Origin of the sequence: Minwuia thermotolerans (assembly GCF_002924445.1) — a bacterium.
GTDB classification, from domain to species: domain Bacteria; phylum Pseudomonadota; class Alphaproteobacteria; order Minwuiales; family Minwuiaceae; genus Minwuia; species Minwuia thermotolerans.
The window spans coordinates 16,933-43,932 of sequence record NZ_PIGG01000061.1 but is presented as its reverse complement, the minus strand read 5'-3'; the positions used below and the strand labels follow the sequence as shown (position 1 = coordinate 43,932).

Here is a 27,000-nt window from a genome sequence, read left to right as displayed (position 1 = left end):
ACTGTCCGGGGCTGGTCCAGGTTCCGCCAGACAGAGCCGCGCCGCGTGCCGGCCGATCCATCCCACGCGGCGCGGTTTCCGTTACTCCGCGGCGTTCTGGGCCGTTGGCAGCACGTAGTCCTTGAACTGCTCGCGCAGCGTGACCTTCTGGATCTTGCCGGTGGCCGTGTGCGGGATCTCGTCGACGAAGGCGACGTCGTCGGGCATCCACCACTTGGCGATCTTGCCCTCCAGCGACTGCAGGATGTCCTCCTTCGAAGGATCGCGGCCCTGCTTCTTCACGATGCAGAGCAGCGGGCGCTCGTCCCACTTGGGATGGAAGATGCCGATCACCGCGGCCTCGGCGACGTCCGGATGGGCCATGGCCGCGTTCTCCAGATCGATGGAGCTGATCCACTCGCCGCCCGACTTGATCACGTCCTTGGCCCGGTCGGTGATGGTCATGAAGCCGTCCTCGTCCAGGGTGGCGACGTCGCCGGTGTCGAACCAGTTGTCCTCGTCCAGCACCTGGCCGCCCTCGCCCTTGAAGTAGCCGGCGGTGATCCAGTAGCCGCGGGTCTTGAGATTGCCGTAGGCGACGCCGTCGCGCGGCAGTTCGTTGCCCTCGTCGTCGGTGATCTTCAGTTCGACGCCGTAGATCACTCGCCCCTGCTTCGCCTTGTAGGGCAGCTGTTCCTCGAAGGGCAGCTTCTCGATCTCCTTCGTCATGACGCCGGTGGTGCCCAGCGGGCTCATCTCGGTCATGCCCCAGGCGTGGATCACGGTGACGTCGTACTCTGTCTCGAACTTGCGGATCATGGATGCCGGCGCCGCCGAGCCGCCGATCACCGTGCGGTTCATGTGCGGCAGTTTAAGGCCGTTCTCCTCCATGTGGTTGAGCAGCATCAGCCACACGGTCGGCACGCCGGCCGACATGGTCACTTCCTCCTGGTCCATCAGCTCGTAGACCGACTGGCCGTCCAGATCCTTGCCGGGCAGCACCAGCTTGGCGCCGCACATGGGCGCCGAGTAGGCCAGGCCCCAGGCGTTGGCGTGGAACATCGGCACGACGGGCAGAATGGTGTCCTTCGACGACAGCGCCAGGCAGTCGCCCATGCAGGCGGCGAAGCTGTGCAGCACTGTGGTGCGGTGCTGGTAGAGCACGCCCTTCGGGTTGCCCGTGGTGCCGGAGGTGTAGCAGAGGCTGGAGGCCGTAGTCTCGTCGAACTCCGGCCATTCGAAGTCGCTCGACTCGGCGGCCAGCAGGTCCTCGTAGCACAGCGCGTTCTTCAGGCTGGTCTCGGGCATGTGCGCGGCGTCGGTCATGACGATGATCTTCTCGACCGTCTTCAGCTCGTCCTGCACCTTCTCCAGCAGCGGCACGAAGGTCAGGTCGGTGAAGATGACCCGGTCCTCGGCGTGGTTGGCGATGTAGACGATCTGCTCCGGAAACAGCCGCGGATTGATGGTGTGCAACACCGCGCCCAGGCCGGAAACGCCGTAATAGCATTCGAAGTGGCGGTGGGTGTTCCAGGCCAGCGTGCCGATGCGGTCGCCGAGCTCGACGCCGAGGCGCTTCAGCGCGTTGGCCACCTGCTTGGAGCGGGCCTGCGCGTCGCGGTAGGTATAGCGGTGGATCGGCCCTTCGACCGTGCGCGTCACGATCTCGGTCTTGCCGTGATACTGCGCGGCGTAGTCGATCAGGGTGTGGATCAGAAGCTGCTGGTTCTGCATCAGCCCTTGCATCGGAGGTCTCCCCAGGTCTTGGCGGTGTCTTGATGGGCGCGGACATTATGTTTTCCGCCTCCCGGGGGCAAGCGGGGCGCGCCGCGGCGGCGGCCGGGCGAAGTTTTGATCACGCGTCCCGCCCATGCGGGCTACCCTCGGCGCAGGCGACAGCGAAATGAGGTGACGACCGATGCGCGCGACTGCATTCCTCGGGGCCGCCGACGGCCATGGGGGCCGGATCGAGTTCACGTACTGAGCGCCGCGCCCGGGGAGGAGGCTGAATGAACGGACGGACTGCGGAGCGGCGCATGCTCTGGCCCGCACTGGCGGCGGCGCTGGGGCTGACCGTGCTGGCGGGGCTGTTCATGTACGGCGTCGCCCGCGCGCCCGACGACCACGAAGGCCGTATCCTGGTCTTTTTCAAGGAGCCGCTGACGGACCGGGAGGCCTATGCGCGGCTGGCCGCCAGCGGCGCGGAACCGCTCCGGCTGATGAGCGCCGCCGAAGGCTGGGTGGCCGAGGCCCGCGAACCGGGTGCGGTCGGCCGCCTGCGCCGGGAACTGGGCGCTGACTGGGTCTTCCGCGACGTGGGCGCGGGCCGCACTCTGGCCGGCTGTCTCGCCTTTGCCCGCGGCCCCGCCGAGCCCCGGCGCATGGCGCCATAGATAGCCACGCGAAGGGAGGCCGGTCATCCGGCCTCCCCCGGTCTCAGCGCCGCTTGATCTGCTTGGCCAGCGACCAGCGGTGCACTTCCGAAGGCCCGTCATAGATGCGGAAGCCGCGCAATTCGCGGAAGATGCGTTCGACCTCGGTGTCGCGGGTCATGCCCATGCCGCCCAGCACCTGCAGGCAGCGGTCGGCGACGCGGTAAAGCGCCTCCGAACAGATCACCTTGGCCATGGAGCTTTCCCGGCCGCCACGCTCGCCCTGGTCGAGCACCCAGGCGCAGTGCCAGACGGCCAGCCGCGACATGTGGATGTCCATCTCGTTGTCGGCCAGCATGAAGCCGACGCCCTCATGGTCGATCAGCTTCGTGCCGAAGCTCTCGCGCTCGCGGGCGTAGCCGCAGGCGATGTCGTGGGCGCGCTGCGCCGCGCCCAGCCAGCGCATGCAGTGGGTCAGCCGCGCCGGCGCCAAACGCACCTGGGCGTAGCGGAAGCCCTTGCCGACCTCGCCCAGAACCGCGTCGCCGTCCACCTTCAGGCCATCCAGTTCGACCTCGGCATGGCCGCCGGTGAAGCTGGAATCCATGGTGTCGAGCACCCGGCTGACCCGGAGCCCTTCGGCCGGCAGCGGCGTCATGAACATGGACGCGCCGATGTCCTCGCCCGCCTCGTCGAAGGTGCGCGCCATGACGATGCCGATCTTCGCGCCCTCGGCGCCGGTGATCAGCCACTTGCGGCCCGAGATCGTCCAGCCGTTGCCGTCGGGCCGGGCCTCGGTCAGCATCGCGCCGGGGTCGGAGCCGGCGCCGGGCGAGGGCTCCGTCATCAGGAAGACCGAGCGCGCCTCGCCGGCGGCCAGAGGCTTCAGATAGCGTTCCTTCTGCGCCTCTGTCGCCACTTCGTCGAGCAGGTGCATGTTGCCCTCGTCGGGCGCGGCGATGTTCATGGTGATCGGGCCCAGCATGGAATAGCCCGAGGCCTCGAACATCACCGCCTTGGTCATGTGGCCGGCTCCCATGCCGCCCCAGCCTTCGGAGACGTGCGGGCTCAGCAGCCCTTCCGCCTTCGCCAGCGCGACCAGTTCGTCGCGCAGGTCGTCGGTCGGTCCGTGCGCGGTGCGACGCGGATCGCTTTCGAAGGGAATCACCTTGTCGCGGACGAAGGACTCCACCCGCGCCTTGAGTTCCTGTTGCTCGGCCGTCGGCTCGAAATCGATCATGTGCTTTCCTCCCCCGCGCATATCCGGTCAAATGCGGCGGCCAACATAATCAGGGGGGCCACCATGATCTACGACGTTCGCGTCTATACCTGCAAACCGGGCACCGTGCCGGCGCAGCTCAAGCTCTATGAGGAACACGGCCTCGCGCCGCAGACGAAGCATCTGGGTCAGCCGGTGATGTACGGCTTCTCCGAGGTCGGCGAACTGAACACCTACACCCATGTCTGGGCCTATGAGAGCCAGGCCGACCGGGAGAAGAAGCGGGCCGCCATGCAGGCCGACCCCGACTGGCATGTCTTCCTCAAGAAGTCGCGCGAGGCCGGCAACCTCGTCGCCCAGCGCAATCAGGTGATGGTCGCTGCGCCCTTCATGAAATAGCCGTCCGGGACTCGGCGGGGATCATGGCCGCGTAGGCGTCGGCCGCCAGCACGGCGACGCTGCGAAGCCCGAGCGCTTCGCGGATTCCGGGTTCGGTCGCGAGGGCGTCGTGCAGCGCGGTCCGGAGTGCGGCGACGGTCTCGTCATCAGCCGGCCCGGCGGTGACGAAAGGTGGCGCGGGCCGCGATTCGGTCCAGCCGATGACCTGCAGATGGCCGGCGAGTTCGGGCAGATGGTTCCTTGCCAGGCCGAGGGCGATGGCGTCGATCGCGGCGACGTCCGCCTGTCCCTCGGCGACCGCCTGCATCGACCGGAGATGCCCGCCGCTGACCAGATGCGGCGCCGGCATCGGTGTGCCGCCGGCGGCGAACCAGCGCTTCACGACCTCGTAGCCGGACCAGGAATCCGTGCCGTTGACGGCGAGCCGCAAGCCGCGGAGCGCTTCGGGCGTTCGCCGGTCCGGATCGAAGCCCCGGCGGGTGACGATGGCGCTCGAATAGCGTGCCTCGCGGCAGCCTTCCATCGCGTGGACCGGCGTCGCGACGTAGCGCACGCGGTCCTTCAGCCGGGTATTGAAGGGCAGGCCGCAGGTCTGGGCGAGCAGCAGGTCGTCCCGCCCCCGGAGCGCCGCATGATTGTCGTGCCGGTTCAGTTCCCCGGGCGCGTCGATGCCGGCGTCCCGAAGGCGTTCCACGAGGGTCCGCCAGAAGCGGTCATTGGCCGGCTGCAGCACCGGCCAGTCGTACATGGGCAGCGCGGCGATCACCGGCCTAGCCGCGCCAGCGGGTCCGCCACGGGCTCGCGCACGCGGAAAGCGTAGCGCCGGAATATCTCGCCATAACTGCGGAAACGGTCGCCCGTAATCATGCCCTGATCCTGCATCCGCCGGCAGAGCGCCGGCAAGCGGTACCAGGGCGCAAAGGGAAAGCGGTGATGCGCCGCGTGCAGGTGGTTGTTGAGAAAGATCAGCCCGAGCCAACCGCCGCGTTCAACCACAGCAGTGCGCCCCGCCCGGTCTGCCACCCGGCGGTGCTCGGCGAAGGTGCGCACCGACAGCACCGCCATGCCCGGCCAGGCCGCCAGCAGGGCGTAGAGCCAGAGCGGCACGCCGCTGAACCAGAGCCAGATCAGCACCGGCGCAAGCGCCGGCAGGTGCAGCATCCAGTCGCGGGCGATGTCCCCGCGGCCGGTACGCCAGGCCGCCAGGTCGTCGGCGACGAGCCGCACGAGCGACAGCGGCGGCCCCAGCACGAGCCGGCCTGCGAGGGTGTTGTTGACGGTCAGCAGCACGCGCCGCCAGCGGGGCAGGGCGGCCCATCGGTCCGGCGTCACATAGGGGCTTTCGGGATCGCCCAGCGGTTCGGTCAGGTCCGGCGCGCGATGGTGGCGCAGATGCAGGGCGCGAAACCGCCGATAGGGCAGGAACAGCCCGACGGCGGGAAAGACCAGCGCCTCGTTGATACCGCGGCTCCGTGTCGGGTGGCCGTGAATCGCCTCGTGCTGCAGCGACGAATGCAGCGCGACCGGCAACGCCAGCAAGGGCAGCAGCCACCACGTCTCCCAATGTCCGATGGCCCAGACGCCGGCCGCCCAGGCCGACGTGCACAGAATGATCAGTCCGACCGTGGGCCATTCCGGTCGGAGCGTCGTCCATCTCGATGTCGTCATGGCGCGATGGAACACCAGCGCGTGCGTCGTGAATAGCGCGCCTATGCATCACAAATGTTGATTCTGCGCTGCAAATCTCCTTTTGTTGTGAATTATCACCGAATGGAGGCGTCGAGTGCGCGACAAGCGGGAACTGGGTGCGATCTTCCGCGAACGGCTGGAGCAGGTGCTGAGCCGTTTCCAGGGCTCCAACGCCAGGTTCGCCCAGTCGGTCGGGCTCGACCGCTCGGCGCTCAGCCAGCTGCTGTCGGGCCGTTCGACGCGCCTGCCGCGGGCGGAGACGCTAACCAGCATCGCCCAGCAGCATCATGTCAGTCTCGACTGGCTGCTGGGCCTGAGCCAGGACGACCGGACGGCCGCGGAGGTGGCGCCGACGCTGGAGATCGAGGAACGGGCCGCCAGCGCCGACGACACGCGTCTGGCCGAATGGCACCGGGAGGCCGCCGGCTACAAGATCCGTTATGTGCCCGCTTCCCTGCCGGACCTGTTGCGTACTGACGACGTGATCCGGTTCGAACATGGCCGTGACGGCGGACCGCGGCCCTCGACCCTGATCCGGGAGGCGGGGCGCCGGCTCGCCTACAGCCGCCTTCCCGAGACGGACATGGAAGCGTGCATGCCGCTGCAGCGGCTGGAATCCTTCGCCCTGGGGGAGGGGCGCTGGCGGCAGCTGCCGCCAGCACAGCGTCTGGAGCAGGTGCGGCAGATGGCGGATCTGCTGGCCGAACTCTATCCGACCTTCCGCCTGTTCCTCTATGACGAGCAGCAGGCCTTCTCCGCCCCCTACACGGTATTCGGCCCGCAGCGGGCGGCGGTCTATGTGGGCGACATGTACCTGGTGCTCTACGGCACCGACCAGATTCAGGCCCTGACCCAGCATTTCGACCGCCTGATCCGCCGCGCCACCGTCAATCCGCATGAAGCCGCCGCCTGGGTCGCGGCGCTGGCGCCGCGGGTGGCCTGAGCGCTCTCCGCCGCCTATCATGGGACCAGCCCATGCCCAGGATCGGAGAGAGACCGTGAGCGAGGAAGAGTCCGAAGCCCCCGCCGACACCCTGACCCAGCGCATCGGCGTGCTGACGCGGCGCGAGACCGAGGCCCGCATCGTCGCGCCGCTGATCGAGGCGCTGGCCGAGGAATTCGGCCGCGAACGGGTGCTGGAGGTGGTTCGCGACACGGTGGTGCGACTGGCGAAGGCGCAGGGCGGCGAGCTGGCCGAGGCCATGGGCGGCGACGATCCGGCGACCTTCCTGGAATCGATGAAGTACTGGCGTCAGGACGGCGCGCTGGAGATCGAAGTCCTCGAACAGACGCCGGAGAAGCTCGACTTCAACGTCACGCGCTGCCGCTACGCCGAACTCTACCGCGCCCTGGGCATCCCCGAACTCGGCGCGATCCTGTCTTGCAACCGCGACTTCGCTTTCGCCGAGGGATTCAACGCCGAAGCGAGCCTGACGCGCAGCCAGACGATCCTTTCCGGCGCCGGCCATTGCGATTTCCGCTTTCGCTTTCCGCCGCCAGCCAAGGATTGATTAACCAATTCGCGGTAGTTCGAACGGGCTGGCGGAACGCTTTCCGAGGCACTAGTTTGCGCCGCTGGAATTCGCCAGGGGAGGGAGCCGGATGGCTGAGATCGAGATCAAATCGGAAATCGCGGGCAAGGTCTGGCAGATCGAGGCCGAAGTGGGCCAGTCGGTCGACGAGGACGATCCTGTGGTGATCCTGGAATCCATGAAGATGGAGATCCCGGTGGGTGCGCCGGCGGCCGGCAAGGTCACCGAGATCCTGGTCGCCAAGGACGAAGCCGTCGCCGAAGGACAGACCATCGCCAGGATGGAAACCTGACGAGGAGCCACTTGCATAGCATTCGTCTGACGCTGCGGGCGCTTGCCGCGCTGGCGCTTCTCACTGTCGCTCATGCCTGCGCCGCCGAACAGTCCGCGGCCCAGCAGGACGTCAGCCAGACCCTGGTCTCGCGCGCCAGACCGGCGCTTGCCGATGGCTACCCGCCGACGCTGTCGCTCGGCGTCAAGCGCAAGCTGGCGCGATACCGGGAGGAACCCTGGCCGCTGGCCTTCGTGGTCGCCCCCGATGGGGGCTACGCCACCTACTGGCGCTGCAGCGGACCCGGCTGCGACGGCACGGACCGCGAATACGTCGCCCAGGTGCAGGAGGTCTGCCGCCGCTTCGGCCACAAGGGCGACTGCCTGGTGCACTCGATCCGCGACCGCAAGATCTGGCCGGGGCCGGAGGTCTTCGAGACCGGAGTCCGTTCCCGCCTGATCGTGCCATGGAAGCACGACAACATCGGACCGGAACGCGCCAGAGGCGTGATCGTCCACATCCCCGGGTTCGGCGGCGACCGTTATCCCCCCTCCCTCGACCATGAGCGCGCACCCTTTTTCCTGCGCCAGACGAACAAGGAGGGCTGGGACACCTATCGTCTCAACATCGCGCACTACGACTACGGCATCGACAACGAGGCCGAGATCAACGCCCGGATCGCCGAGACGGTCCGCGAGATGCGCCGCCGCGGCTACGCCCGGGTCTATCTCAACGGTCAGTCCCGAGGCGCCTGGCAGATCCTGGGCGCGGCCCAGGCCAGCGATCTCGCCATCGACGGCGCCTTCATCATGGTGCCGGCCGCCCACGGCCGCGCTGAAACCTGGGACGGCCGAACCAATCCGCGCTACGCGGACAGCGACGCCGACTTCAGGGAACTGATCGCGCCGCTCGGCCGCTACCGCCTGTTCTTCGGCTTCTTCCGGGGCGATCAGTACGATCCCGGCGGCCGTGCCGAGGCGATCGGCGAACTGCATGGCGACCGGGTCGGAGAGAGCATCTTCGTGCTCGACCGGCCGCCCGACCTGGCCGGCCACGGCGCCACCTGGCACCGCGCTTTCGACGGTCTCTATGCGCGCTGCGTGCGGGACTTTCTGGAGGGCATCCCGGTCGCCTTCGAGAGCTGCACCGATCCGCTGTCGCTCGAGAACGATGGCATGGTCGCCACCCGCGAGCACGTCATCGCCCGCGGTGGCGAGCGCATGGAGGACGCCGAACTGCGGCGGTTCTTCGACGGCCGCGCCGCCTTTCCCGCCGCGGGCCCGCGCGGCTGGTGGGGTCTGCTGGCGGAACCCGGCGGTGGCCTGCTGCAATGGTTCCCGGGCAGCTACCTGACCGGCAACACGATCCGCTCCGAATGGCGCGTCGAGGATGACGGCTTCTGCATCATCGGCTCGCCCCGGCTGAACGCCAACCGATACTGCTACGACGTCTACCGGCTGGACGACGGTAGGGTGGCGATGGTTGCGCCGGACGGCCTGGCCTTTGTCGGCGCGACCCAGCCAGCCGACGACGTCGCCGCGCTGGGTTTCACGCCGGGCGACTGGCGCGGCGAGGAAGGTTCCTGAAGGACTCGGCGGCCGTCTCCGCTCAGGCGCCGGCTTCTTCGCTGCCGCCCACGCGGTGAGCCAGGGCGGCCTCCATGAAGCGGTCGAGCTTGCCGTTGAGCACGCCCTGGGTGTCGCCCGTCTCCTCGCCGGTCCGGAGGTCCTTGACCATCTGGTAGGGGTGCAGGACGTAGGACCGGATCTGGTGGCCCCAGCCGATATCCGACTGGGCGTCGCGCATCGCCTGCTCTTCGGCCTCGCGCATCTGCAGTTCCCGCTCGTACAGCCTGGCCTTGAGCATCTTCATCGCCGCTTCGCGGTTCTTGTGCTGGCTGCGGTCGCTCTGGCACTGCACCACGATGCCGGTCGGCTCGTGGGTGATGCGCACCGCCGAGTCCGTGCGGTTGACGTGCTGACCGCCGGCGCCGGAGGCGCGGTAGGTGTCGACCCGCAGGTCCTTGTCCTCGATCTCGATCTCGATCTCGTCGTCGATCACCGGAAAGGCGCCGACGGAGGCGAAGCTGGTATGGCGGCGGCTCTGGCTGTCGAAGGGGGAGATACGCACCAGGCGGTGCACGCCGCTCTCCGATTTCAGCCAGCCATAGGCGTTGTGGCCGGAAACCCGGACCGTGGCCGACTTGATGCCGGCCTCCTCGCCGCCGCTCTCCTCGATCCACTCGACCTTGTAGCCATGCGCCTCGGCCCAGCGGACATACATGCGCAGAAGCATCTCGGCCCAGTCCTGGCTTTCCGTGCCGCCGGCGCCGGCATGGACTTCCAGATAGCTGTCATTGGCGTCGGCCTCGCCCGAGAGAAGAGCCTCCAGCTCGCGCTTGTCGACCTTCTCCTTCAGCCGCTGGAGCGCAGCTTCGCCTTCTTCCACCGTGGCGGCGTCATCTTCTTCCTCACCCAGCAGGATCAGTTCGGAGGTATCCTCCAGTTCCTGCTCCATGCCGCGCTGGGACGTGATGCCCTGTTCCAGCGCCGTGCGTTCGCGCATCAGCTTCTGGGCGCGGTCGGGGTCGTTCCAGAGGTCGGGATCCTCGGAAAGGGCGTTCAGTTCATCCAGTCGGCGAAGGGCGTCTTCCCAGTCAAAGACGCCTCCTCAGCAGTTCCAGCGACTGCTTGATTTCCTGGATGAGATTTTCGGTTTCGGCGCGCATGTTCGTCCCGCGATTCGTTGCCGTTGGATCGGAAGGAGGCGCAAACTAGAGCAAAAGGACGGTGGATGAAAACCACCCGTTTTGCGCGGCAGATTCGCCGGCGTCCGACGGCGCGTCAGTAGACGCCGTCGACCAGGTCCTTGGCCTTGTCGCGCTTGACCGGCAGCTTGTCCGGCGTCGGATCCGCCCCGTTCGGCGCGCGGTCGGCGGCAGGCTGGACCGCGCCATCGGCGCCGATGCCGTCCAGCACGCCCTCGCCGCGGGCCTCCATGCCGGTGTCGGCGCGCACGGTGGCGACCGCGCGCTGTTCCGCCTCCGTCTTGAAGGCTTCCAGGATCACGTCGCTGCCGGAACCGGACACCGGCGTGCCGGAGCGCGCATCGATCCGCACCAGACGGATGTCCGGCGGCACCCGGAATGGCGTCGACGGCTTGTCCTTCAGCCAGGCATCCATGATGTCGCGGAAGATCGGCGCGGCCACGCTGGAGCCGGTTTCGCCGTCACCCAGCGGCGCCGGTTCGTCGAATCCGGCGAAGACGCCGAGGGCCAGATCGGGCGAGAAGCCGACGAACCATGTATCGCGGCTTTCGTTGGTGGTTCCGGTCTTGCCGGCGAGCGGCTTGCCGACGGCCGAAACGCGCACGCCCGTGCCGCGCTTCACGACGCCCTCCAGCAGGGAGACCATCTGATAGGCGGTGCTGCGGCGGATCACCTGTTCGCGCCGGTCGACCAGCTGCGGCTCCGCCTCATCGGTCCAGTTGTCGATGCCGCAATCGCCGCAGTTCAGCGCGTCGTGGCTGTAGACCGTGGCGCCGCGGCGGTCCTGTACGCGGTCGATCAGGGTCGGCTCGATCTGCCGCCCGCCATTGACCAGCATGGCGTAGGCGGTGGTCAGCCTGAGCAGCGTGGTCTCGCCGGCGCCAAGCGCGTAGGACAGGGCCTCCGGCATGTCGTCGTAGATCTCGAAGCGCTCGGCATAGTCCGCCACCGTCGCCATGCCGAGTGTCTGGGCCAGGCGCACGGTCATCAGGTTGCGTGATTTCTCGATGCCCAGCCTGAGGGTCGACGGACCGTAGAAGCGGTTGGAGTAGTTCGACGGCTTCCACTTGCCCTGTCCCGCACCCTGGTCGATGACGAAAGGCGCGTCGAGAATGATACTGGCCGGCGTGAAGCCGCTCTCCAGCGCGGCGGCGTAGACGAAGGGCTTGAAGGCGGAGCCGGGCTGGCGCGCCGCCTGGGTGGCGCGGTTGAACTCGGAGCGTTCGCTGGAAAAGCCGCCGACCAGCGCCAGCACGCGGCCGGTGTGCGGATCCATCGCCACGACCGCGCCGTTGATCTTCGGGATCTGGCGGAGCTGCGGCTTGTCGGGCTCCTCGGTATCCGGGCCGATCAGCACCAGGTCGCCGCGGCCGAAAATGTCGGAGGTCCGCGACGGCGTCGGGCCGGTCTTGCCCTCGGACAGAGGCTCGCGCGCCCATTGCAGCCGCTCCAGCGGCATGACGATGCTTTCGCCGCCCATGAGGCCGAGGCGCGCTTCGTTCGCCCCCGCCTCCAGCACGACCGCGATCTCCCAGTGATCCGGCGCGCCGACCGGCCGTTCCGTGGCGGCCAGCGATCCGGCCCAGTCGGCCATCTCCGTTTCGCTCAGCCGGCCGAAGGGGCCGCGATAGCCATGGCGGCGGTCATAGGCGACCAGGCCTTCGCGCAGGGCGTGCCGGGCGATGCGCTGCAGCGCCGGCTCGACGGTGGCCTGCACCGAAAGGCCGCCGGAGTAGAGCCCGGAATCGCCGTAGCGGTTCTTCAGTTCGCGGCGCACCTCCTCGGCGAACCAGCTCGCCTCCACCAGTTCCACCTCGCGCTGGCGGGTGGCCTGCAGCGGCTGCGCCCTGGCCTCGTCGGCGGTGCGCGGATCGATCATGTTCTCGACCGCCATCCGGTCGATCACCCAGTCGCGCCGGGCCCGCGCCCGCTCGTTGTGGCGGAACGGATTGTAGTTGTTCGGCGCCTTGGGCAGGGCCGCGAGAAAGGCCGCCTCGTCGACCGTCAGCTCGTCCAGCGGCTTGTCGAAATAGGTGAGAGACGCCGAGGCTACGCCATAGGCGCCCTGACCGAGATAGATCTCGTTCAGATAGAGTTCGAGGATATGGTCCTTGGAATAGGCCTGCTCGATGCGCAGCGCCAGGATCGCTTCCTTGATCTTGCGCGTGATCGAGACCTCGTTGGTCAGCAGGAAGTTCTTGGCAACCTGCTGGGTGATCGTGGAAGCGCCGACCGGCCGGCGGTCCTTGCCGTAGTTGCGGATGTTCTGGACCACGGCGCGGGCGATCGCCTTCAGGTCGACGCCGGGGTGTTGATAGAATTCCGCGTCCTCGGCAGCCAGGAAGGCGTGGATGACCCGCGGCGGCACCGCCTCGATCGGCACGAACAGGCGATGTTCGCGCGCGTATTCCGCCATCAGCCGGCCGTCGCCGGCATAGACGCGTGTCGCCACCGGAGGCTCGTAACTGGCGAGTTGGTCGTGCTCGGGCAGGTCGCGGCCGAAATGCCAATAGACGTAGTAGCCGGCCCCCGCCGCCGTGATCAGTCCGATCACCCCGAGGACCGACAGCCAGGCAAGGATCCTGAACAGGATTCTCATGTTCGCGGTCCAACTCCGTTCTTCGGTCCCGACGCTTTCTCGGCTCCCCGGTTCGTCCGCGACCGGTTCGGGTCAGGTTCTAACCCTGAAATGTGGTGCCGGGTAGGCAAGGGCAACACTACTTTTGTCGCAGGCGGAAATACGCGTCGATCGCTTCCGTCAGCGCCCGGGCGACGCGATCCTGCCAGTCGCGGGAGATCAGCTTGCGCTCCTCGTCGGGATTGGAGAGGAAACCCAGCTCCACAAGCACGGAGGGCACGTCAGGCGCCTTCAGCACCCGGAAGCCCGCGAAACGGTGCGGGTTGCTGCGCAGTTCTATGGTGCGGCCGATCTCGTCCACGGCCACCCGGGCGAAGCGCGCCGAGTTGTTCATGGTCTCGCGCTGGACCAGATCGATCAGGATCAGGTTGGTGACCTCGTCCGCGCTGCCGGCGATGTCCATGCCGGCCAGCAGATCGGACTGGTTCTCGCGCCGCGCCAGCGCCTCCGTTTCCTTGTCCGAGGCGGTTTCCGAAAGCGTGTAGACGCCTGCGCCGCCCACCGACCGCCGCGGCGCCGCGTCGGCGTGCAGCGAGACGAACAGGTCGGCCCGCGCGCGCCGGGCGATCTCGACGCGATCGCGCAGTGAAATGAACCGGTCGTCCTCCCGCGTCATCACAACGCGGTAGCGTCCCGTCGCGACCAGGACGTCCCGCAGCCGGCGGCCCACATCCAGTACGACCTGCTTCTCGTGCGTGCCGCGAACGCCCAGCGCTCCGGGATCGACGCCGCCATGGCCCGGGTCGACGACGACGGTCATCCGGGTGGCCGGCCGGGGCGGCGGCAGCGGCGGGACGCCGGCGCCAAGGTCGCGGACGGCGGGTCTCGCCGGCGGCGGGCTGGTGAGGCGGGCGACCGCCTCATTCCGGGCGCTCCGGAACTCGGTGTCGCTGGCGGGACGAAGGTCGATCACCAGCCGGTGCCCCTGGCCGGCCGCGGGCGCCAGCATGAACTGGCGTTCGGCCAGGACCGGCAGCTCCGTCTCCAGCACCAGCCGCCCGGTATTTGCGGCGAAGCGGCCATAGCGCATGTCGCGGATCAGGCCACGCGGCGGATCGGGCCGGGCCTCCAGCTGCCAGGCCGCGTCCTCGATGTCGATCACCACGCGGAAGGGGTCGTCGAGCACGAACAGGTTCCACTCGGCCTCCCCCGAAAGGTCGACGACAACACGCGTCAGACCGACATGCTCACCGGTGCGGACACCCTTGATGAGGCTGGCGGCGCCGGCGGGCGCGGCCGTGAGCACGACGGCGGCGAGGATCGCGAGCAGGCGAATCATCGGGGCCAATATAGCGGCGAATCGCGGCCGCATCGTGGAGGGTGCGGCAATTGTCACAAGGGGCGTCGAGGAGGCTTGCTGAATGGACTCGCAATTTGCTAGTGTCCGATCCGCGAGTTTCAATCGCCCGTACTGCAGCCGCCGGTTTGGCGGGGCGGGACGTTGGTGAAGGATGAACCCCTACGGATAGTCAGCTCGGGTGGCCGGAGAGATTTCCACGATCGAAACGCCTGATTCGGATAGCGTGAATACGGTCGTTCGCTGCCCAAGGTCCAGACGCGGAAGGGCTCTTCCTGTCGAGGCGTTTCTTCGACAGCCACCGGTCGGTGATTGAATCTTAAGTGAAACTGCGAGGCTTCCCGGCCGCCTAGTGGCGGCGGGTCGCACGGCAAGGGACCACGCCCTGGCGCAGCCGATTCATGCGGCGCGACCGTTCGGTGAATGGCGCCCGGCCCTGCAAGCTCCGCGACAACATATGACGGCCGCCGTCCCGTTGCTCGCCCGGACGCGCGCCGCCTAGGAGATTTGGCTTATGGCCACGCGCATGCTGATCGATGCGGCCCATCCTGAGGAAACCCGGGTCGTCATCGTCAAGGGCAACCGACTCGAGGAATTCGATTTCGAGGTCGGCAGCCGCAAGCCCCTGAAGGGCAACATCTATCTCGCCAAGGTTACTCGCGTCGAACCGTCCCTGCAGGCGGCGTTCGTGGAGTTCGGCGGCAACCGCCATGGTTTCCTGGCGTTCAACGAGATCCATCCCGACTACTACCAGATCCCGATCGCCGACCGCGAAGCGTTGCTGGCCGAGCAGCGCAAGGAGGTCGCCCGCGTCGCCGAGCAGGAAGAGGCGGAGATCGCCGAAACCGACGACGACGAGGATGACGGCGGCGATCAGCCGAAGCGCCGCGGCCGTGGCCGCGGCCGGGGCCGCCGCCGTGGCGGCCGCGCCCCTGCATCCGAGAACGGCAATGGCGAGGATGACGCCGAGGGTCCGGTCGAGAGCGTCGGCGGCGACGAGGTCGACGAGGAAGTCTCGCCAAGGCGCATCTCCTCCTCCCGCCCCTACAAGATCCAGGAAGTGATCAAGCGCCGCCAGATCATCCTGGTGCAGGTCGTCAAGGAGGAGCGCGGCAACAAGGGCGCCGCGCTGACCACCTATCTTTCGCTGGCCGGCCGCTACTGCGTCCTGATGCCCAACACCGCCCGCGGCGGCGGCATCAGCCGCAAGATCACCAACGCCCAGGACCGGCGCAAGCTGAAGAGCGTCGTCGGCGAGCTGGAGGTGCCGGAGGGTACGGGCGTCATCGTGCGCACCGCCGGCGCCGCGCGCACGAAATCCGAGATCCGGCGTGACTTCGAGTTCCTGCTCAAGCTTTGGGACGATATCCGGGATCTGACGCTGCAATCGACGGCGCCGGCGCTGGTCTACGAGGAAGCCTCGCTGATCACGCGCGCCATCCGCGACTTCTATTCCAAGGAGATCGAGGAAGTGCTGGTGGCGGGCGAAGAGGGCTACCGCGTCGCCAAGGACTTCATGAAGCGGATCATGCCGTCGCACGCCAAGCGGGTGCAGCCCTATCGCGACCGCATTCCGCTGCTGCACCGCTACCAGGTCGAGCCGCAGCTCGACACCATGTACTCCAAGGAAGTCACCCTGCCGTCTGGCGGCTACATTGTGATCGATTCCGCCGAGGCGCTGGTGGCCGTCGACGTCAACTCCGGCAAGTCGACGCGCGGCCGCTCCGTCGAGGAGACGGCCTACAAGACGAACCTGGAGGCGGCCGAGGAAGTCGCCCGCCAGCTCCGCCTGCGCGATCTGGCCGGGCTGATCGTCATCGACTTCATCGACATGGAGGACCAGCGCAACAACCGCTCGGTCGAGCGCAAGCTCAAGGAATGCCTGAAGGTCGACCGGGCGCGCATCCAGGTCGGACGCATCAGTCATTTCGGCCTGCTCGAGATGTCGCGCCAGCGGCTCCGTCCGGGCGTGCAGGACGTCAACATGGAGACCTGCCCCCATTGCGGCGGCAGCGGGCGCGTGCGCTCGATCGATTCGGCCTCGCTGCACATCCTGCGGGCCATCGAGGAGGAGGGCATCCGCGACCGCTCCGCCGAGATCCTGGTGAACATGCCGACGGCGATCGCGATCTATGTGATCAACAACAAGCGCCACGCCCTGGCGGAGATCGAGCAGCGCTACGGCTTCCGCGTCGAGATCGCTGCCGACGAGGAGCTGCTTGCGCCCGATTTCCGCATCGAGCGGGTGACCGCCAAGGAGCCTGGCGCCGAGGCGCTGGACGAAAGCTGGCGTCAGCCCATCGAGCCCGAGGAGGCCGAAGAAGCGGACGAAGCCGAGGAGGCCGAAGAGGCCGACGAGGCGGAGGAGCGTGACGGGGACGACGCGCAGGACGGCGACGAGGAGCGCGGCGGACGCCGCCGGCGGTCCTCCCGCCGTCGCCGCCGTGGCGGCGGCCAGCAGCCTGAAGAGAGCGGCGACAAGGACGGCGAGAGCAGAGACAAGGACGGCGAGAGCACCCGCGCCGAGGAATCGCAGCCGAAGTCCGGAGCCGACGAAGGCGGCGCCTCCGACGATGACGAGGACGAGGATGGCAAGCGCCGTCGCCGGGGCCGCCGTGGCGGCCGCCGCCGGCGGGGCCGCAGGAGCGATGGCGAGGATTCGCCCTTCGTGATGGCCGCCGCGGTGCCGAATGACGAGGACGCCGAGGAAATCCAGCCCACGGGCGGCGAGGAACCGGCGGCCGACGACAACGAGGCCGAGCCGGCCGCGACTGCCGAGGAGCCGGTGAACGAGGAAGCGCCGGCGGAAGAGGCGGTGAACGAGGAGGTTCCGGCCGCCGCCGAGGCTGCCGAACCGGCGCCGCGTCCGGCCACCGGGTCCGAGCCCGAAGCCGTTCAGACCGACGCTCGGGCGGACGCGGACCAGGAACCCGCCGCGCCGGCGGACGGGACCCCGGCCGAAGCCGGGGAGACAGCCGGTGCCGAGCCCGTTACCGAGGCCGAGCCGGAACCGGCGCAGGCCGCGGAAGAGAAGACCGAAGAAAGCGTCGATGCCGCCCGGCCCGTGGAAGTGGCGCAACCCGCCAACGAGGACGAGCCGGAGCCGGCCGAGGAAGTGGCCGACGCCGGACCGCCCAAGCGCGGCTGGTGGCGGCGGCGCCCGCGGAACTGAACCGCAGAACCAGACCGAAGAAAGGCCCCGGCGTCGCCGCCGGGGCCTTTTTCTTTCCGGGCAGTCGGTCCGCGGCGCGCAGGCCCGTCCCCCACCTCCGGGCAGTCGGTCCGCGGCGCGCAGGCCCGTCCCCCACCCCGGCCCTCCCCCTTCCCGAAGGGGGAAGGTGGCCCGCTTCAGCGGGACGGGCGGGGGATCATTCGGCGCATGACCGTGACCGGCCGGAACGCCGGTTGAAGCAGCTCAACGTGTGAAGTCCTTGAAGCCCTTGCCCTGGGCCACGAGATCCTCGATCAGCTTCGCCGGCTTCCACTCGTCCTCGCCGGAGATCTCGTGGAAATGGCGGATGCGCGCCAGAACCTTGTCCAGGCCGACATGGTCGGCGTAGTGCATCGGCCCGCCGCGATGTTTCGGGAAGGCGTAGCCGTAGACATAGGTGATGTCGATGTCGACCGGCCGGATGGCGATGCCCTCCTCCAGGATCTTCGCGCCCTCGTTGACCAGGGCGTAGATGCAGCGTTCCAGGATTTCCTCGTCGCTGACCGCGCGGCGCTTGAGCCCGGCTTCGGCCGCATGCTTCTCGATCAGTTCCTTGATGACCGGATCCGGCTTCGGCGTGCGGTCGCCCTCTTCGTAGAGGAACCAGCCGGCGCCGGTCTTCTGGCCGTGACGGCCCATCTCGACGATCTTGTCGCCCAGAGAGGAGTAGCGCTTGCCCTGCGGCCAGGTCTTGAGCTGGTGCTGGCGCACGCGGTAGCCGACGTCCAGTCCGGCCAGGTCGCCCATGGCGAACGGGCCCATGGCGAAGCCGAAGTCGTAGATGACGCGGTCGATGTCCTCGGGCTGCGCCCCTTCCTCGACCAGGAACTCGGCCTGGCGGCGATAGGGATGCAGCATGCGGTTGCCGATGAAGCCGTGGCAGTTGCCGGCCAGCACGGCGACCTTGCCGATCTTCTTGCCCATGTCCATGACGGTCTGGATGGTCTCCGGGCTCGACTTCTCGCCGCGGACATTCTCCAGCAGCCGCATGACGTTGGCCGGGCTGAAGAAGTGGGTGCCGATGACGTCCTCCGGCCGCTTCGTGGCGGATGCGATCTCGTCGATGTCCAGCGTCGAGGTGTTGGTGGCCAGCACCGCGCCGGGCTTCATCACCTGGTCCAGCTTCGCGAAGATTTCCTTCTTCAGGCCCATTTCCTCGAAGACGGCCTCGATGACGATGTCGGCGTCGGCGATGTCGTCATAGCTGGTGGTGGGCGTCAGCCGGCCCATGCGCTTCTCGACTTCGTCCATGGGGAAGCGGCCGCGCTTCGCCGAGTTCTCGTAGTTCTTCCGGATGATGCCGAAGCCCCGGTCCAGCGCCGCCTGCTCGTTTTCGACGATGGTCACGGGGATGCCGACATTGGCGAAGTTCATGGCGATGCCGCCACCCATGGTGCCGCAGCCGATGATGGCGACCTTGCCGATCTTCTTTGCCTCGGTGCCTTTGGGCAGATCCGGAATCTTGGCGACCTCGCGCTCGCCGAAGAAGATGTGGATCTGGGCGGCGCGCTGCGGGCTCTCCATCAGCTCGGCGAACAGCTCCCGCTCGCGCTTCAGCCCGTCCTCGAAACTCGAGGCCTTCACCGCGGCCTCGACCGCGGCGATGCAGTTCTGCGGCGCCAGCACGCCGCGCGCCTTCTTCGCCACCTGGGCGCGGTATTCGTCGAAGATGGCCGGGTCGGCCTCGTCCAGCTTGCCGCGGCCGGCGGAAATCACCTTCAGCGGCGCGCCCTCGGCGACCAGCTTCTCGGCGAACGCGACCGCGCCGGGGATCAGGTCGTCGACGATCTCGTCGACGATGCCGGCTTCCCTGGCCTTCGGCGCGGGAACCATGTCGCCGGAGGTGATCATGTCGAGGGCGGTCTTCACACCTGCCACGCGCGGCAGGCGCTGGGTGCCGCCGGCGCCGGGCAGCAGGCCCAGCTTGACCTCGGGCAGGCCGACGAAGGACTTCGCCACCGCGACGCGGTAGTGGGCGGCGAAGGCCGTCTCCAGGCCGCCGCCCAGCGCCGTGCCGTGGATCGCGGCGACGACCGGCTTGGGGCTCTCCTCGTAGGCGCGGATGACGCTGTTGAGATCGGGGGCCTGCATCGGCTTGCCGAACTCGCGGATGTCCGCCCCGGCGATGAAGGTGCGGCCGTCGCCGGCCAGCACCACGCCCTTGATGTCATCGTCGGCGATGGCCTCGGCCAGCCGGTCGGCAAGCCCCTGGCGCACAGCCTGGCTCAGCGCGTTGACCGGCGGATTCTGCACCAGGATGACCCCGATCGATCCGTGTTTCTCCAGCACCACCGGTGACGACATGGCGGCTCCCTCCCTCTCGATCCGATTTGCGGCTGGCGTCCCTGGCGGGACCGCCCTTGCCGCATGGATTAGACGAGGCGGGGGAGGGCGTCAAAGACTAAGCCGCCGCCCGTCCCAGCGCCGGAGCAGGATCAGTGCGGCGACGGTCGAGACTGCCGACAGCGCGGCCATCGCCAGATAGGCCTGGCCGCCGAAGACGCCGTAGAGCTGACCCGCGGCGATGGCGCCGAAGCCCATGAACAGCCCCATGCCGAAGGCGGCGAAGAGGCCCTGCGCTGTGGCCGACATGCCGTCCGGCGCGGCCCGCTGAATGAAGTGCATGGCCCCCAGATGGGCCGCGCCGAAGGTGAAGGCGTGCAGCACCTGCAGCCCGAACAGCGGCCAGAACGTTTCGGCCCAGGCGGTGAGCGTCCAGCGCACCAGGCCCGAGGCGCAGCCGATCAGCAGAAGGGCGAGGGGGCCGATCCGACCGATCACCCGCCGAGACAGGGCGAAGAGCACGATCTCGGCGACCACGCCCACGGCCCAGAGCACGCCGATCTCGGCCTCCGAAAGGCCGATGCTCTTCCAGTGCAGCGAGCCGAAGCCGTAGAGGACTGCGTGGGCGGCCGAGTTGAAACCGGTCGCCAGCAGGAAGATGGCGAACATCGGATGGCCGAGGAGCGCGAAGGGGTTGCGCCGGCGCTGTTCGGGCCGGGAGAAGCGGATGTCGGGCAGGCCCGCGGAAGCCAGGGCGGTCAGCACGAAGCCGCCCACAACCAGCCAGAGGATGACGTCCGCGTCGCGGCCCTCCAGCAGCCAGCCCGCGCCATAGGCTGCGCCGATGAAGGTGATCGAGCCCCATAGACGGACACGCCCGTAGTCGATGCCGCGCTCCGCGGCCGCCGTCATGGTGACGTTGTCGGCGAGCGGCAGCACCGGCGAGTTGAACGCCTGCATCAGCAGGGCGATGGCGAGGAAGAGCGCGAAATGGTCGGCCTGCGAATAGAGCGCAAAGGCGGCGCCGGCGCAGATGACCAGAAGCACGATCGGCCGCCGCCGCTCCCCGCTCAGGTCCGCCCAGCGGCTGCCCAGCGGATTCGCCAGCGGCTTGATCCAGAAGCCGACAGCGAGCAGCAGGCCGATCTGGTCCGCCGTCAGTCCGCGGGCGTCGAGATAGACCGGGAACCAGGGCATCATCACGCCGGCGGTCAGGAAGAAACAGCCGTAGAACAGCGAAAGGCGGACCGACCAGCCCGTCGGCCCGCCGCCGGCGCGCGAAAGGTCGGGGGCGGTCATGGACACAGCCCGCGTGAACCTTGGTCGTGGAGCACGTCAACTCGTCTGGTTCTTCGTCAGCGACTCGTTGGCGATGGCGGCGGCATAGTCGGCCTTGATCGCCTGGTGGCGCATGCCGATCACCGGCTCCATCACCGCGTGGCTGAAGATATAGAGCCGGTTGTCCTGGACGCACTGCGTCACCCAGTCGGCCAGCACCTCCGGCGGCATGCCGTGGGCGATCAGGTCGGTGACGGTCGAGGAGTCGTTGCCGCCCACCGCTTCGGCTCCCGACAGGACGCTCGCACCCGCGGGCGGGCCGGACGGCCGCCGCTTGCCGCTGTCGGTGATCGCCGTCTTCACCCAGCCGGGGCAGAGGACCGAGACGCCGATGCCTTCGGGCGCAAGCGCCTGGCGGAGACATTCGGAATAGCCGACGACGGCGAATTTGGTGGCGCAGTAGGGGCCCATCATCGGATTCGCCCAGTGGCCGGCCATGGAGGCGGTATTGACGATGTGGCCGCCCTCGCCGTGCCCGCGGATCAGGGGCAGGAAGGTCTCGACGCCGTGGACCACGCCCATCAGGTTGATGTCCACGATCCAGCGCCAGTCCTTCAGGCTGACCTCGCCCGGCTTGCCGCCCAGGCCGACGCCGGCGTTGTTGAAGACCATATGCACCTTGCCGAAGGCGTCGATGGTCGCCTGCGCGGCCTCTTCGACGCTCTGCGCGCTGGCCACGTCGCAGACGACGCCCTCCGCCGCCTGGCCGATCTCCGCCTTCGCCAGCGCCAGCGCGTCGGCGTCGATGTCCGCCAGCATGACCCGCGCGCCACGGTTCACCAGGGCCTTCGCCACCGCCAGGCCGATGCCGCTGGCGCCGCCGGTGACGAACGCGATCCTGTCCTCGATCTCCCTCATCCCGATCCGCCTCCTTGTTCGCGTTTGCCGTCAATGACCACAATTGCGGCGGGTTTGGGAAGGCACTAAACCAAAAGCGTCAGCGCAGGGGAGGGAAAGATGATCCTGGCCGAACGGATGAGCCATCTGGGTACCGAGACAGCCTTCGAGGTGCTGGCCCGCGCCAACGCCCTGGCCGCGCAGGGCCGCTCGGTGATCAATCTCGGGATCGGCCAGCCCGACTTCCCGACGCCGGCGAACGTGGTCGAGGCCGGACGCAAGGCGCTGGCCGACGGACATCACGGCTACACGCCGGCCAACGGCATCCCGGCGCTGCGCGAGGCGGTGGCCGCGGACATCCACCGCCGCTACGGCCACGATGTCGACCCGGACCTGATCGTCTGCGTGCCCGGCGGCAAGGTGACCATGGCCTTCGCGATGCTGATCTTCGGTCAGCCGGGGACGGAGATCCTCTATCCCGATCCGGGCTTTCCGATCTACCGCTCCATGATCCAGTTCTCCGGTGCGAAGGCGGTGCCGATACGTCTCTACGAGAAGACCGGGTTTTCCTTCTCCGCCGATGAAGTGCTGGGCCAGATCAACGAGCGCACGCGGCTGATCATCCTGAACTCGCCGGCCAATCCGACGGGCGGCGTCGTTCCGCGCGCCGAGATCGAGAAGCTGGTCACGGGGCTGGAGAAGCATCCCGACGTCGCCATCATGTCGGACGAGATCTATTCCTGCATGACCTATGACGGCCTGGATCACGTCACCCTGATGGACTACCCGTCGATCCGCGACCGGCTGATCGTGCTCGACGGCTGGTCGAAGACCTATGCCATGACGGGCTGGCGGCTGGGCTGGGGACTCTGGCCGAAGCAGCTTGCGCCGCTGGCGGCCAAGCTGGCGGTCAATACCCACTCCTGCGTCAACGCCGCCACCCAGTATGCCGGTATCGAGGCGCTGCAGGGGCCCCAGGACGCCGTGGCGGAGATGGTCGCGGCCTTCGACCGGCGCCGGAAGCGGATCGTCGAACGGCTGAACGAACTGACGGGCGTCTCCTGCGTCACGCCGAAGGGGGCGTTCTACGCCTTCCCCAACATCACCGCGACGGGGCTGGATTCCGGTACGTTGCAGGATCGCCTGCTGCAGGAAACCGGGGTCGCCGCCATCGCCGGCACCAGCTTCGGCGTGCTGGGCGAGGGCTATCTCAGGTTCTCCTACGCCAGCTCGATCGAGAACATCGAGGAAGCCATGGACCGCATCGCCGGCTGGCTGAAGGCGAATCTCTAGGGCCTCTCCGGCATCGGGCCGGCCAGGAGCGCCGGATCGAGGCGCTCTCCGAACCAGTTCACGCGCCAGTCCAGATGCGGCCCCGTGGAGCGGCCGGTAGAGCCGACCTCGGCGATCTTCTCGCCTTGCGCCACGCGCTGACCGACCTCGACGCCGATCGAAGAGAGGTGGGAGTAGACGCTGGTGACGCCGTGGCCATGGTCCAGCATCACCGTGCCGCCGGTGAAATAGAGGTCGGGCGCTGCCAGGCGCACGATGGCGTCGGTGGGCGCGTGAACCGCCGTTCCCGTGTCGGCGGCGATATCGATGCCGAAATGCGGCCGGCGGGGTTCCCCGTTGAGAACCCGCTGGCTGCCGAAGACGCCGGAGACGATACCCACCGTCGGCCAGCGCCAGGCTTGTGCGAAAAAGGTCTCGGGCGTGTCGATCGCGCGGACCTCCGCGATATCTGCAGCCTCGCGGCGGATGCGCTCCAGCGCCTCGGCGTCCGGCGTCACCATCTTCTCCGGCAGGCCATCTATCCGCTGGATGTCGTAATTGCGCTTGCCGACCACCAGCGTGGCCACGCTGTCACCGACCCTGAGCTCGACGGTCCCGCCGTGGTCGCGGCCGAAGCCCAGCACGAACCGCCCGTCGGGCGAGACCCGGATCGGCTCGCCGTTCAACAGCACTTCGGTTCCCGGTTCGGTGCGGCCCGTCAGCATCCCGCCCTGCACGGCGTTGCCGGAAATCTCGTAGGCGGCGGCGGGCAGGGCGAAGCAGAGAACGAGGAACGCGAGAACGCTACGCATCAGAACAGGTCTCCTTGCTCGGGCCTCTTCGCCGCGTCCTTCGCCCGGCGCACGGCGGGTTTGCCGTCGCCCGCGGCGACCGCGTTGCGGCGGCCGTCGGCGAACTCGATCTCGAGCGCGGCACCCGCCTGCACTGCCGCGGCGCGGGTCAGCGGCTGGCCGGCATCGTCGCGAATGACGGCGAAACCACGCTGCAGCGTCGCCTTGTAGGAAAAGACTTCAAGCAGCCGCGCCGTCCCGTCGAGGCGCTGGCGGCGGTCGCGCTGCAGTCGGCCGAAGTCGCGCTCCAGCGCCAGCGCAGCGCGGCCCAGCCCCTCACGGCCATCGCGGATCGGCTGGCGAAGCAGTTGCGGCCGCAAGCCCCCGGCGCTCTCGGTCAGGCGCTGCCGGCCCCGGGCCGTGCCGATGCGGAGCGCGCGGCCCAGCGCGTCGCCCAGGTCGTCGAGGCGCTGGCCATGCTGCTGCAGCAGCCGGCGCGGGTCGACAATGCCGCGCGCCAGGCCGGTGAGCGCGTTGCGTCGCTCCACCTGCAGTCGCCGGAGCGCGCCCAGGCTGCGGCGCGACAGATCGCCGACCTGCATGGCGATCTCGGCGCGGACCGGTACGGCCATCTCGGCGGCGGCGGTGGGCGTCGGCGCGCGCCGGTCGGCGGCATGGTCGATCAGCGTGGTGTCGGTCTCGTGCCCGACCGCCGAGATCACGGGGATTTCGCTCTCCGCGACGGCGCGGACGGCGACTTCCTCGTTGAAGGCCCAGAGGTCCTCGATCGAGCCGCCGCCCCGGGCGACGATGAGCAGATCCGGCCGGTCCGGTGCGGTGAAGCGGTTGAAGCCCTCGACGGCGCGGGCGACCTGCTCGGCAGCGGTCTCGCCTTGCACCAGCACGGGCCAGAGAATGACCCGGCGCGGAAACCGGTCCTGCAGGCGGTGGAGGATGTCGCGGATCACCGCGCCCGTCGGGCTGGTGACCACGCCGATGATTTCGGGCAGCCAGGGCAGGGGACGCTTGCGCTCGGGCGCGAACAGTCCCTCCGCCTGCAGCTTGCGCCGGCGCTGTTCCAGCAGCGCCATCAGCGCGCCCTCGCCGGCGGGCTCCATGCTCTCGACCACGATCTGGTACTTGGACCGCGCCGGATAGCTGGTCACCCGACCCCGGCAGAGCACTTCCAGCCCGTCTTCGGGGCGGAAGTTCAGCTTCGCCGCCTGGCCGCGCCAGACGATCCCGTCGATGACCGCCTTGTCATCCTTAAGGCCGAAATAGAGATGGCCCGAGGCGGCGCGCTTGAAGCCGGAAATCTCGCCGCGCAGGACGACATGGCCGAAGGCGTCCTCCAGCGTCCGCTTCAGCTTCATCGACAGCTCGCTGACGGTGAAGGCGGGGATGTTGGAGCCTGATTCGTTCGGTGCGCCTGACATGGCCCGACCATACACCGACAAGGGGGGCGGCTGTCAGGCCCGTCCGCGCATCAGGTCCGACATGCGCTCGGCGATCATGATGGTCGGCGCGTTGGTGTTGCCGCCGATCAGGCTGGGCATCACCGAGGCGTCGATCACCCTCAGTCTCTCGACGCCGCGGACGCGGCATTCCGGGTCGACCACCGATTCCCGGTCGGAGCCCATGCGGCAGGTGCCGACGGGATGGTAGATCGTCTCCGCCTTGCGGCGGATGAAGGCGTCGATATCCGCCTCCGATTCGACGCCGGGACCGGGATAGATCTCCGCCCCCACATGCTCGCCGAGCGGCGCGGCCGACAGCATCCGCCGGCCGATCGCGACGCCGCGCCTTTGCGCCGCCAGGTCGTCCTCGTGGTCCAGGTAGTTCGGGTCGATCAGCGGCGGCGCCAGCGGATCGGGCGACTGCAGCCCGACCCGCCCGCGGCTCTTCGGGCGCAGGTCGCAGCAGTGCAGGGTGACGCCGTGCGCCTTGATGCGGTTCTGGCCATGGCTGTCGCTGACCACCGGAAGGAAGTGATACTGCAGGTCGGGCAGCTCCTTCTCCGGCGTCGAGCGCACGAAGGCGCCGGCCTCGGCGAAGTTGCTGGTCAGCATGCCGGTACGGCCGCGGCGGTATTCGCGCAGCGCCCGGAGGCCCATCCACAACCCCTTCATGGTGAAGGCGAAGCCCAGCGCGGTCGTGGTGCGGGCGACCACCGAGACGTCGAGATGGTCCTGCAGGTTCTGCCCCACCGATGGCCGGTCGGCCTTCACGGGGATCTCGAAGGCCTTCAGCTCCTCGCCCGGCCCGACGCCCGACAGCATGAGCAGTTGCGGGCTGTGCACCGCGCCGCCGGCCAGCAACACTTCGCGGTTCGCCCTGACCTCGACGACCTCGTTGCCGCGGTTGTAGGCGACGCCGACGGCGCGGCCCTCCTCGATCAGCACCCGGTTGGCATGGGCCAGGTCGACGATCTCCAGATTGGGCCGCGCCACGCCCTCCAGATAGGCGTGAAAGGCGCTGCAGCGGCTGCCGTCCTTCTGGGTGAGCTGGTAGAGGCCGGCGCCCTCCTGGCGGTCGCCGTTGAAGTCCTCGTTCTCGGCGATCTGCTGGGCGGCGCAGCTTTCGACGTACATCCGTGACATCGGATTGGGCGAGCGGGGGTCGGCGACGTTGAGCGGCCCGCCGATGCCATGCAGGTCGTCGGTCAGACGCTCGTTGTGCTCGGAGCGGCGGAAATAGGGCAGCACCGTCCGCCAGTCCCAGCCCGTGCAGCCTTCCTCGTTGGCCCAGCGGTCGTAGTCGTCGCGGTGGCCGCGGATATAGACCATGCCGTTGATGGCGCTGGAGCCGCCCATCACCTTGCCGCGGGGCCAGAACAGTTCGCGGTTGTCCAGGTTTCTCTGTGGCGCGGTCCTGAGCAGCCAGTTGCTGTTCGGATCCTTCATCGTCTTGATGAGCCCGGCGGGCACGCGCACCGACCAGTCCTGCTTCGCCGGCCCCGCCTCCAGCAGGCAGACCGTCACGTCCGGGTCTTCGGAGAGCCGGCTGGCCAGCACGCAGCCGGCGGAACCGCCGCCGACGATCACGTAATCGAATGACGCCACCGCGTCCCCCTCCCTCTGTCTCTTTCGCCGGACTGCAACGCAT

21 protein-coding genes are annotated in these 27,000 nt (G+C 68.4%); 8 read left to right on the top strand and 13 right to left on the bottom strand.

What is annotated here, in order from left to right:
* Positions 1 to 81: 81 nt before the first annotated feature.
* Positions 82 to 1,725, bottom strand: a complete 1,644-nt coding sequence (locus CWC60_RS16990) for a 3-(methylthio)propionyl-CoA ligase (RefSeq protein ID WP_109795117.1) — start codon at positions 1,723 to 1,725, stop codon at positions 82 to 84.
* 263 nt (positions 1,726 to 1,988) lie between these two features.
* Here CWC60_RS16990 and CWC60_RS16985 point away from each other — a divergent pair, with 263 nt between their 5' ends.
* A complete protein-coding gene (locus CWC60_RS16985; RefSeq protein WP_109795116.1) occupies positions 1,989 to 2,372 on the top strand; it encodes a hypothetical protein in 384 nt (127 codons plus the stop codon).
* A 43-nt stretch (positions 2,373 to 2,415) separates the two neighbouring features.
* On the opposite strand, the gene CWC60_RS16980 is transcribed toward CWC60_RS16985, so the two are convergent.
* Positions 2,416 to 3,588 (bottom strand): acyl-CoA dehydrogenase family protein, encoded by a 1,173-nt coding sequence (locus tag CWC60_RS16980; RefSeq protein WP_420891168.1) that lies wholly within the window; start codon positions 3,586 to 3,588, stop codon positions 2,416 to 2,418.
* Between the two features lie 66 nt (positions 3,589 to 3,654).
* Between CWC60_RS16980 and CWC60_RS16975 the strand changes: the two genes are divergently transcribed.
* Positions 3,655 to 3,969: an NIPSNAP family protein gene (locus tag CWC60_RS16975; RefSeq protein ID WP_109795114.1), complete on the top strand. Its 315-nt coding sequence runs from the start codon at positions 3,655 to 3,657 to the stop codon at positions 3,967 to 3,969.
* Here the strand turns inward: CWC60_RS16975 and CWC60_RS16970 are convergent.
* Positions 3,959 to 4,735, bottom strand: a complete 777-nt coding sequence (locus tag CWC60_RS16970; RefSeq protein ID WP_109796344.1) for a phosphate/phosphite/phosphonate ABC transporter substrate-binding protein — start codon at positions 4,733 to 4,735, stop codon at positions 3,959 to 3,961. The genes CWC60_RS16975 and CWC60_RS16970 overlap by 11 nt on opposite strands.
* Positions 4,732 to 5,637 carry a fatty acid desaturase gene (locus CWC60_RS16965; protein ID WP_109795112.1) on the bottom strand — a complete coding sequence of 302 codons (906 nt, stop codon included), beginning with the start codon at positions 5,635 to 5,637 and terminating at the stop codon, positions 4,732 to 4,734. The genes CWC60_RS16970 and CWC60_RS16965 overlap by 4 nt, the downstream gene beginning before the upstream one ends.
* Positions 5,638 to 5,752: 115 nt before the next feature.
* On the opposite strand from CWC60_RS16965, the gene CWC60_RS16960 reads away from it, so the two are divergent.
* From CWC60_RS16960 to CWC60_RS16945, 4 genes are all read left to right on the top strand, one after another.
* Positions 5,753 to 6,601, top strand: coding sequence for a helix-turn-helix domain-containing protein (locus tag CWC60_RS16960; RefSeq protein WP_109795111.1), 849 nt, complete (start codon positions 5,753 to 5,755; stop codon positions 6,599 to 6,601).
* Positions 6,602 to 6,656: 55 nt separating this feature from the next.
* The gene (locus CWC60_RS16955) at positions 6,657 to 7,169 is read left to right on the top strand and encodes an L-2-amino-thiazoline-4-carboxylic acid hydrolase (RefSeq protein ID WP_206419986.1); all 513 of its coding nucleotides are present in this window, start codon (positions 6,657 to 6,659) and stop codon (positions 7,167 to 7,169) included.
* A gap of 91 nt (positions 7,170 to 7,260) precedes the next feature.
* The gene (locus CWC60_RS16950) at positions 7,261 to 7,482 is read left to right on the top strand and encodes an acyl-CoA carboxylase biotin carboxyl carrier protein subunit (RefSeq protein WP_109795110.1); all 222 of its coding nucleotides are present in this window, start codon (positions 7,261 to 7,263) and stop codon (positions 7,480 to 7,482) included.
* Between the two features lie 11 nt (positions 7,483 to 7,493).
* A complete protein-coding gene (locus tag CWC60_RS16945; protein WP_109795109.1) occupies positions 7,494 to 9,047 on the top strand; it encodes a hypothetical protein in 1,554 nt (517 codons plus the stop codon).
* Between the two features lie 22 nt (positions 9,048 to 9,069).
* Here the strand turns inward: CWC60_RS16945 and prfB are convergent.
* The 3 genes from prfB to CWC60_RS16930 all read right to left on the bottom strand — a co-directional run bounded on the left by prfB (position 9,070) and on the right by CWC60_RS16930 (position 14,145).
* A protein-coding gene (prfB, locus tag CWC60_RS16940) for a peptide chain release factor 2 (RefSeq protein WP_109795108.1) occupies positions 9,070 to 10,189 on the bottom strand; the annotation gives its coding sequence in 2 pieces (ribosomal slippage) (positions 9,070 to 10,119 and positions 10,121 to 10,189; 1,119 coding nt in all).
* Positions 10,190 to 10,304: 115 nt separating this feature from the next.
* Positions 10,305 to 12,827 carry a penicillin-binding protein 1A gene (locus CWC60_RS16935; protein ID WP_109795107.1) on the bottom strand — a complete coding sequence of 841 codons (2,523 nt, stop codon included), beginning with the start codon at positions 12,825 to 12,827 and terminating at the stop codon, positions 10,305 to 10,307.
* Positions 12,828 to 12,945: 118 nt separating this feature from the next.
* Positions 12,946 to 14,145, bottom strand: a complete 1,200-nt coding sequence (locus CWC60_RS16930; RefSeq protein WP_109795106.1) for an N-acetylmuramoyl-L-alanine amidase — start codon at positions 14,143 to 14,145, stop codon at positions 12,946 to 12,948.
* Positions 14,146 to 14,677: 532 nt separating this feature from the next.
* Between CWC60_RS16930 and CWC60_RS16925 the strand changes: the two genes are divergently transcribed.
* The gene (locus tag CWC60_RS16925; protein WP_109795105.1) at positions 14,678 to 17,335 is read left to right on the top strand and encodes a ribonuclease E/G; all 2,658 of its coding nucleotides are present in this window, start codon (positions 14,678 to 14,680) and stop codon (positions 17,333 to 17,335) included.
* A gap of 243 nt (positions 17,336 to 17,578) precedes the next feature.
* Here CWC60_RS16925 and CWC60_RS16920 read toward each other — a convergent pair whose 3' ends face one another.
* The 3 genes from CWC60_RS16920 to CWC60_RS16910 form a co-directional block, all read right to left on the bottom strand.
* Complete coding sequence (locus CWC60_RS16920; RefSeq protein WP_109795104.1) at positions 17,579 to 19,678, bottom strand: 3-hydroxyacyl-CoA dehydrogenase NAD-binding domain-containing protein; 2,100 nt, start codon at positions 19,676 to 19,678, stop codon at positions 17,579 to 17,581.
* Between the two features lie 90 nt (positions 19,679 to 19,768).
* Positions 19,769 to 20,956 carry an MFS transporter gene (locus CWC60_RS16915; protein ID WP_109795103.1) on the bottom strand — a complete coding sequence of 396 codons (1,188 nt, stop codon included), beginning with the start codon at positions 20,954 to 20,956 and terminating at the stop codon, positions 19,769 to 19,771.
* A 36-nt stretch (positions 20,957 to 20,992) separates the two neighbouring features.
* Positions 20,993 to 21,853 carry an SDR family NAD(P)-dependent oxidoreductase gene (locus CWC60_RS16910; protein ID WP_109795102.1) on the bottom strand — a complete coding sequence of 287 codons (861 nt, stop codon included), beginning with the start codon at positions 21,851 to 21,853 and terminating at the stop codon, positions 20,993 to 20,995.
* 99 nt (positions 21,854 to 21,952) lie between these two features.
* Between CWC60_RS16910 and CWC60_RS16905 the strand changes: the two genes are divergently transcribed.
* Entirely contained in the window at positions 21,953 to 23,125 is a 1,173-nt protein-coding gene (locus CWC60_RS16905; protein ID WP_109795101.1) for a pyridoxal phosphate-dependent aminotransferase, read from the top strand.
* Here CWC60_RS16905 and CWC60_RS16900 read toward each other — a convergent pair.
* The 3 genes from CWC60_RS16900 to CWC60_RS16890 are packed head-to-tail and all read right to left on the bottom strand — an operon-like array spanning position 23,122 to position 26,957.
* Positions 23,122 to 23,916: a M23 family metallopeptidase gene (locus CWC60_RS16900; protein ID WP_109795100.1), complete on the bottom strand. Its 795-nt coding sequence runs from the start codon at positions 23,914 to 23,916 to the stop codon at positions 23,122 to 23,124. The genes CWC60_RS16905 and CWC60_RS16900 overlap by 4 nt on opposite strands.
* A complete protein-coding gene (xseA, locus tag CWC60_RS16895) occupies positions 23,916 to 25,331 on the bottom strand; it encodes an exodeoxyribonuclease VII large subunit (RefSeq protein WP_109795099.1) in 1,416 nt (471 codons plus the stop codon). The genes CWC60_RS16900 and xseA overlap by 1 nt, the downstream gene beginning before the upstream one ends.
* A 33-nt stretch (positions 25,332 to 25,364) precedes the next feature.
* A complete protein-coding gene (locus tag CWC60_RS16890; RefSeq protein WP_109795098.1) occupies positions 25,365 to 26,957 on the bottom strand; it encodes a GMC family oxidoreductase in 1,593 nt (530 codons plus the stop codon).
* Between the last annotated feature and the right edge of the window lie 43 nt (positions 26,958 to 27,000).

Excerpts from the sequence above, each read along its gene's own strand:
- CWC60_RS16990 (WP_109795117.1), bottom strand. The coding sequence starts at position 1,725 with ATGCAAGGGCTGATGCAGAACCAGCAGCTTCTGATCCACACCCTGATC.
- CWC60_RS16985 (WP_109795116.1), top strand. The coding sequence starts at position 1,989 with ATGAACGGACGGACTGCGGAGCGGCGCATGCTCTGGCCCGCACTGGCG.
- CWC60_RS16975 (WP_109795114.1), top strand. The coding sequence starts at position 3,655 with ATGATCTACGACGTTCGCGTCTATACCTGCAAACCGGGCACCGTGCCG.
- CWC60_RS16965 (WP_109795112.1), bottom strand. The coding sequence starts at position 5,637 with ATGACGACATCGAGATGGACGACGCTCCGACCGGAATGGCCCACGGTC.
- CWC60_RS16950 (WP_109795110.1), top strand. The coding sequence starts at position 7,261 with ATGGCTGAGATCGAGATCAAATCGGAAATCGCGGGCAAGGTCTGGCAG.
- CWC60_RS16935 (WP_109795107.1), bottom strand. The coding sequence starts at position 12,827 with ATGAGAATCCTGTTCAGGATCCTTGCCTGGCTGTCGGTCCTCGGGGTG.
- CWC60_RS16930 (WP_109795106.1), bottom strand. The coding sequence starts at position 14,145 with ATGATTCGCCTGCTCGCGATCCTCGCCGCCGTCGTGCTCACGGCCGCG.
- CWC60_RS16925 (WP_109795105.1), top strand. The coding sequence starts at position 14,678 with ATGGCCACGCGCATGCTGATCGATGCGGCCCATCCTGAGGAAACCCGG.
- CWC60_RS16920 (WP_109795104.1), bottom strand. The coding sequence starts at position 19,678 with ATGTCGTCACCGGTGGTGCTGGAGAAACACGGATCGATCGGGGTCATC.
- CWC60_RS16915 (WP_109795103.1), bottom strand. The coding sequence starts at position 20,956 with ATGACCGCCCCCGACCTTTCGCGCGCCGGCGGCGGGCCGACGGGCTGG.
- CWC60_RS16910 (WP_109795102.1), bottom strand. The coding sequence starts at position 21,853 with ATGAGGGAGATCGAGGACAGGATCGCGTTCGTCACCGGCGGCGCCAGC.
- CWC60_RS16905 (WP_109795101.1), top strand. The coding sequence starts at position 21,953 with ATGATCCTGGCCGAACGGATGAGCCATCTGGGTACCGAGACAGCCTTC.
- CWC60_RS16900 (WP_109795100.1), bottom strand. The coding sequence starts at position 23,916 with ATGCGTAGCGTTCTCGCGTTCCTCGTTCTCTGCTTCGCCCTGCCCGCC.
- xseA (WP_109795099.1), bottom strand. The coding sequence starts at position 25,331 with ATGTCAGGCGCACCGAACGAATCAGGCTCCAACATCCCCGCCTTCACC.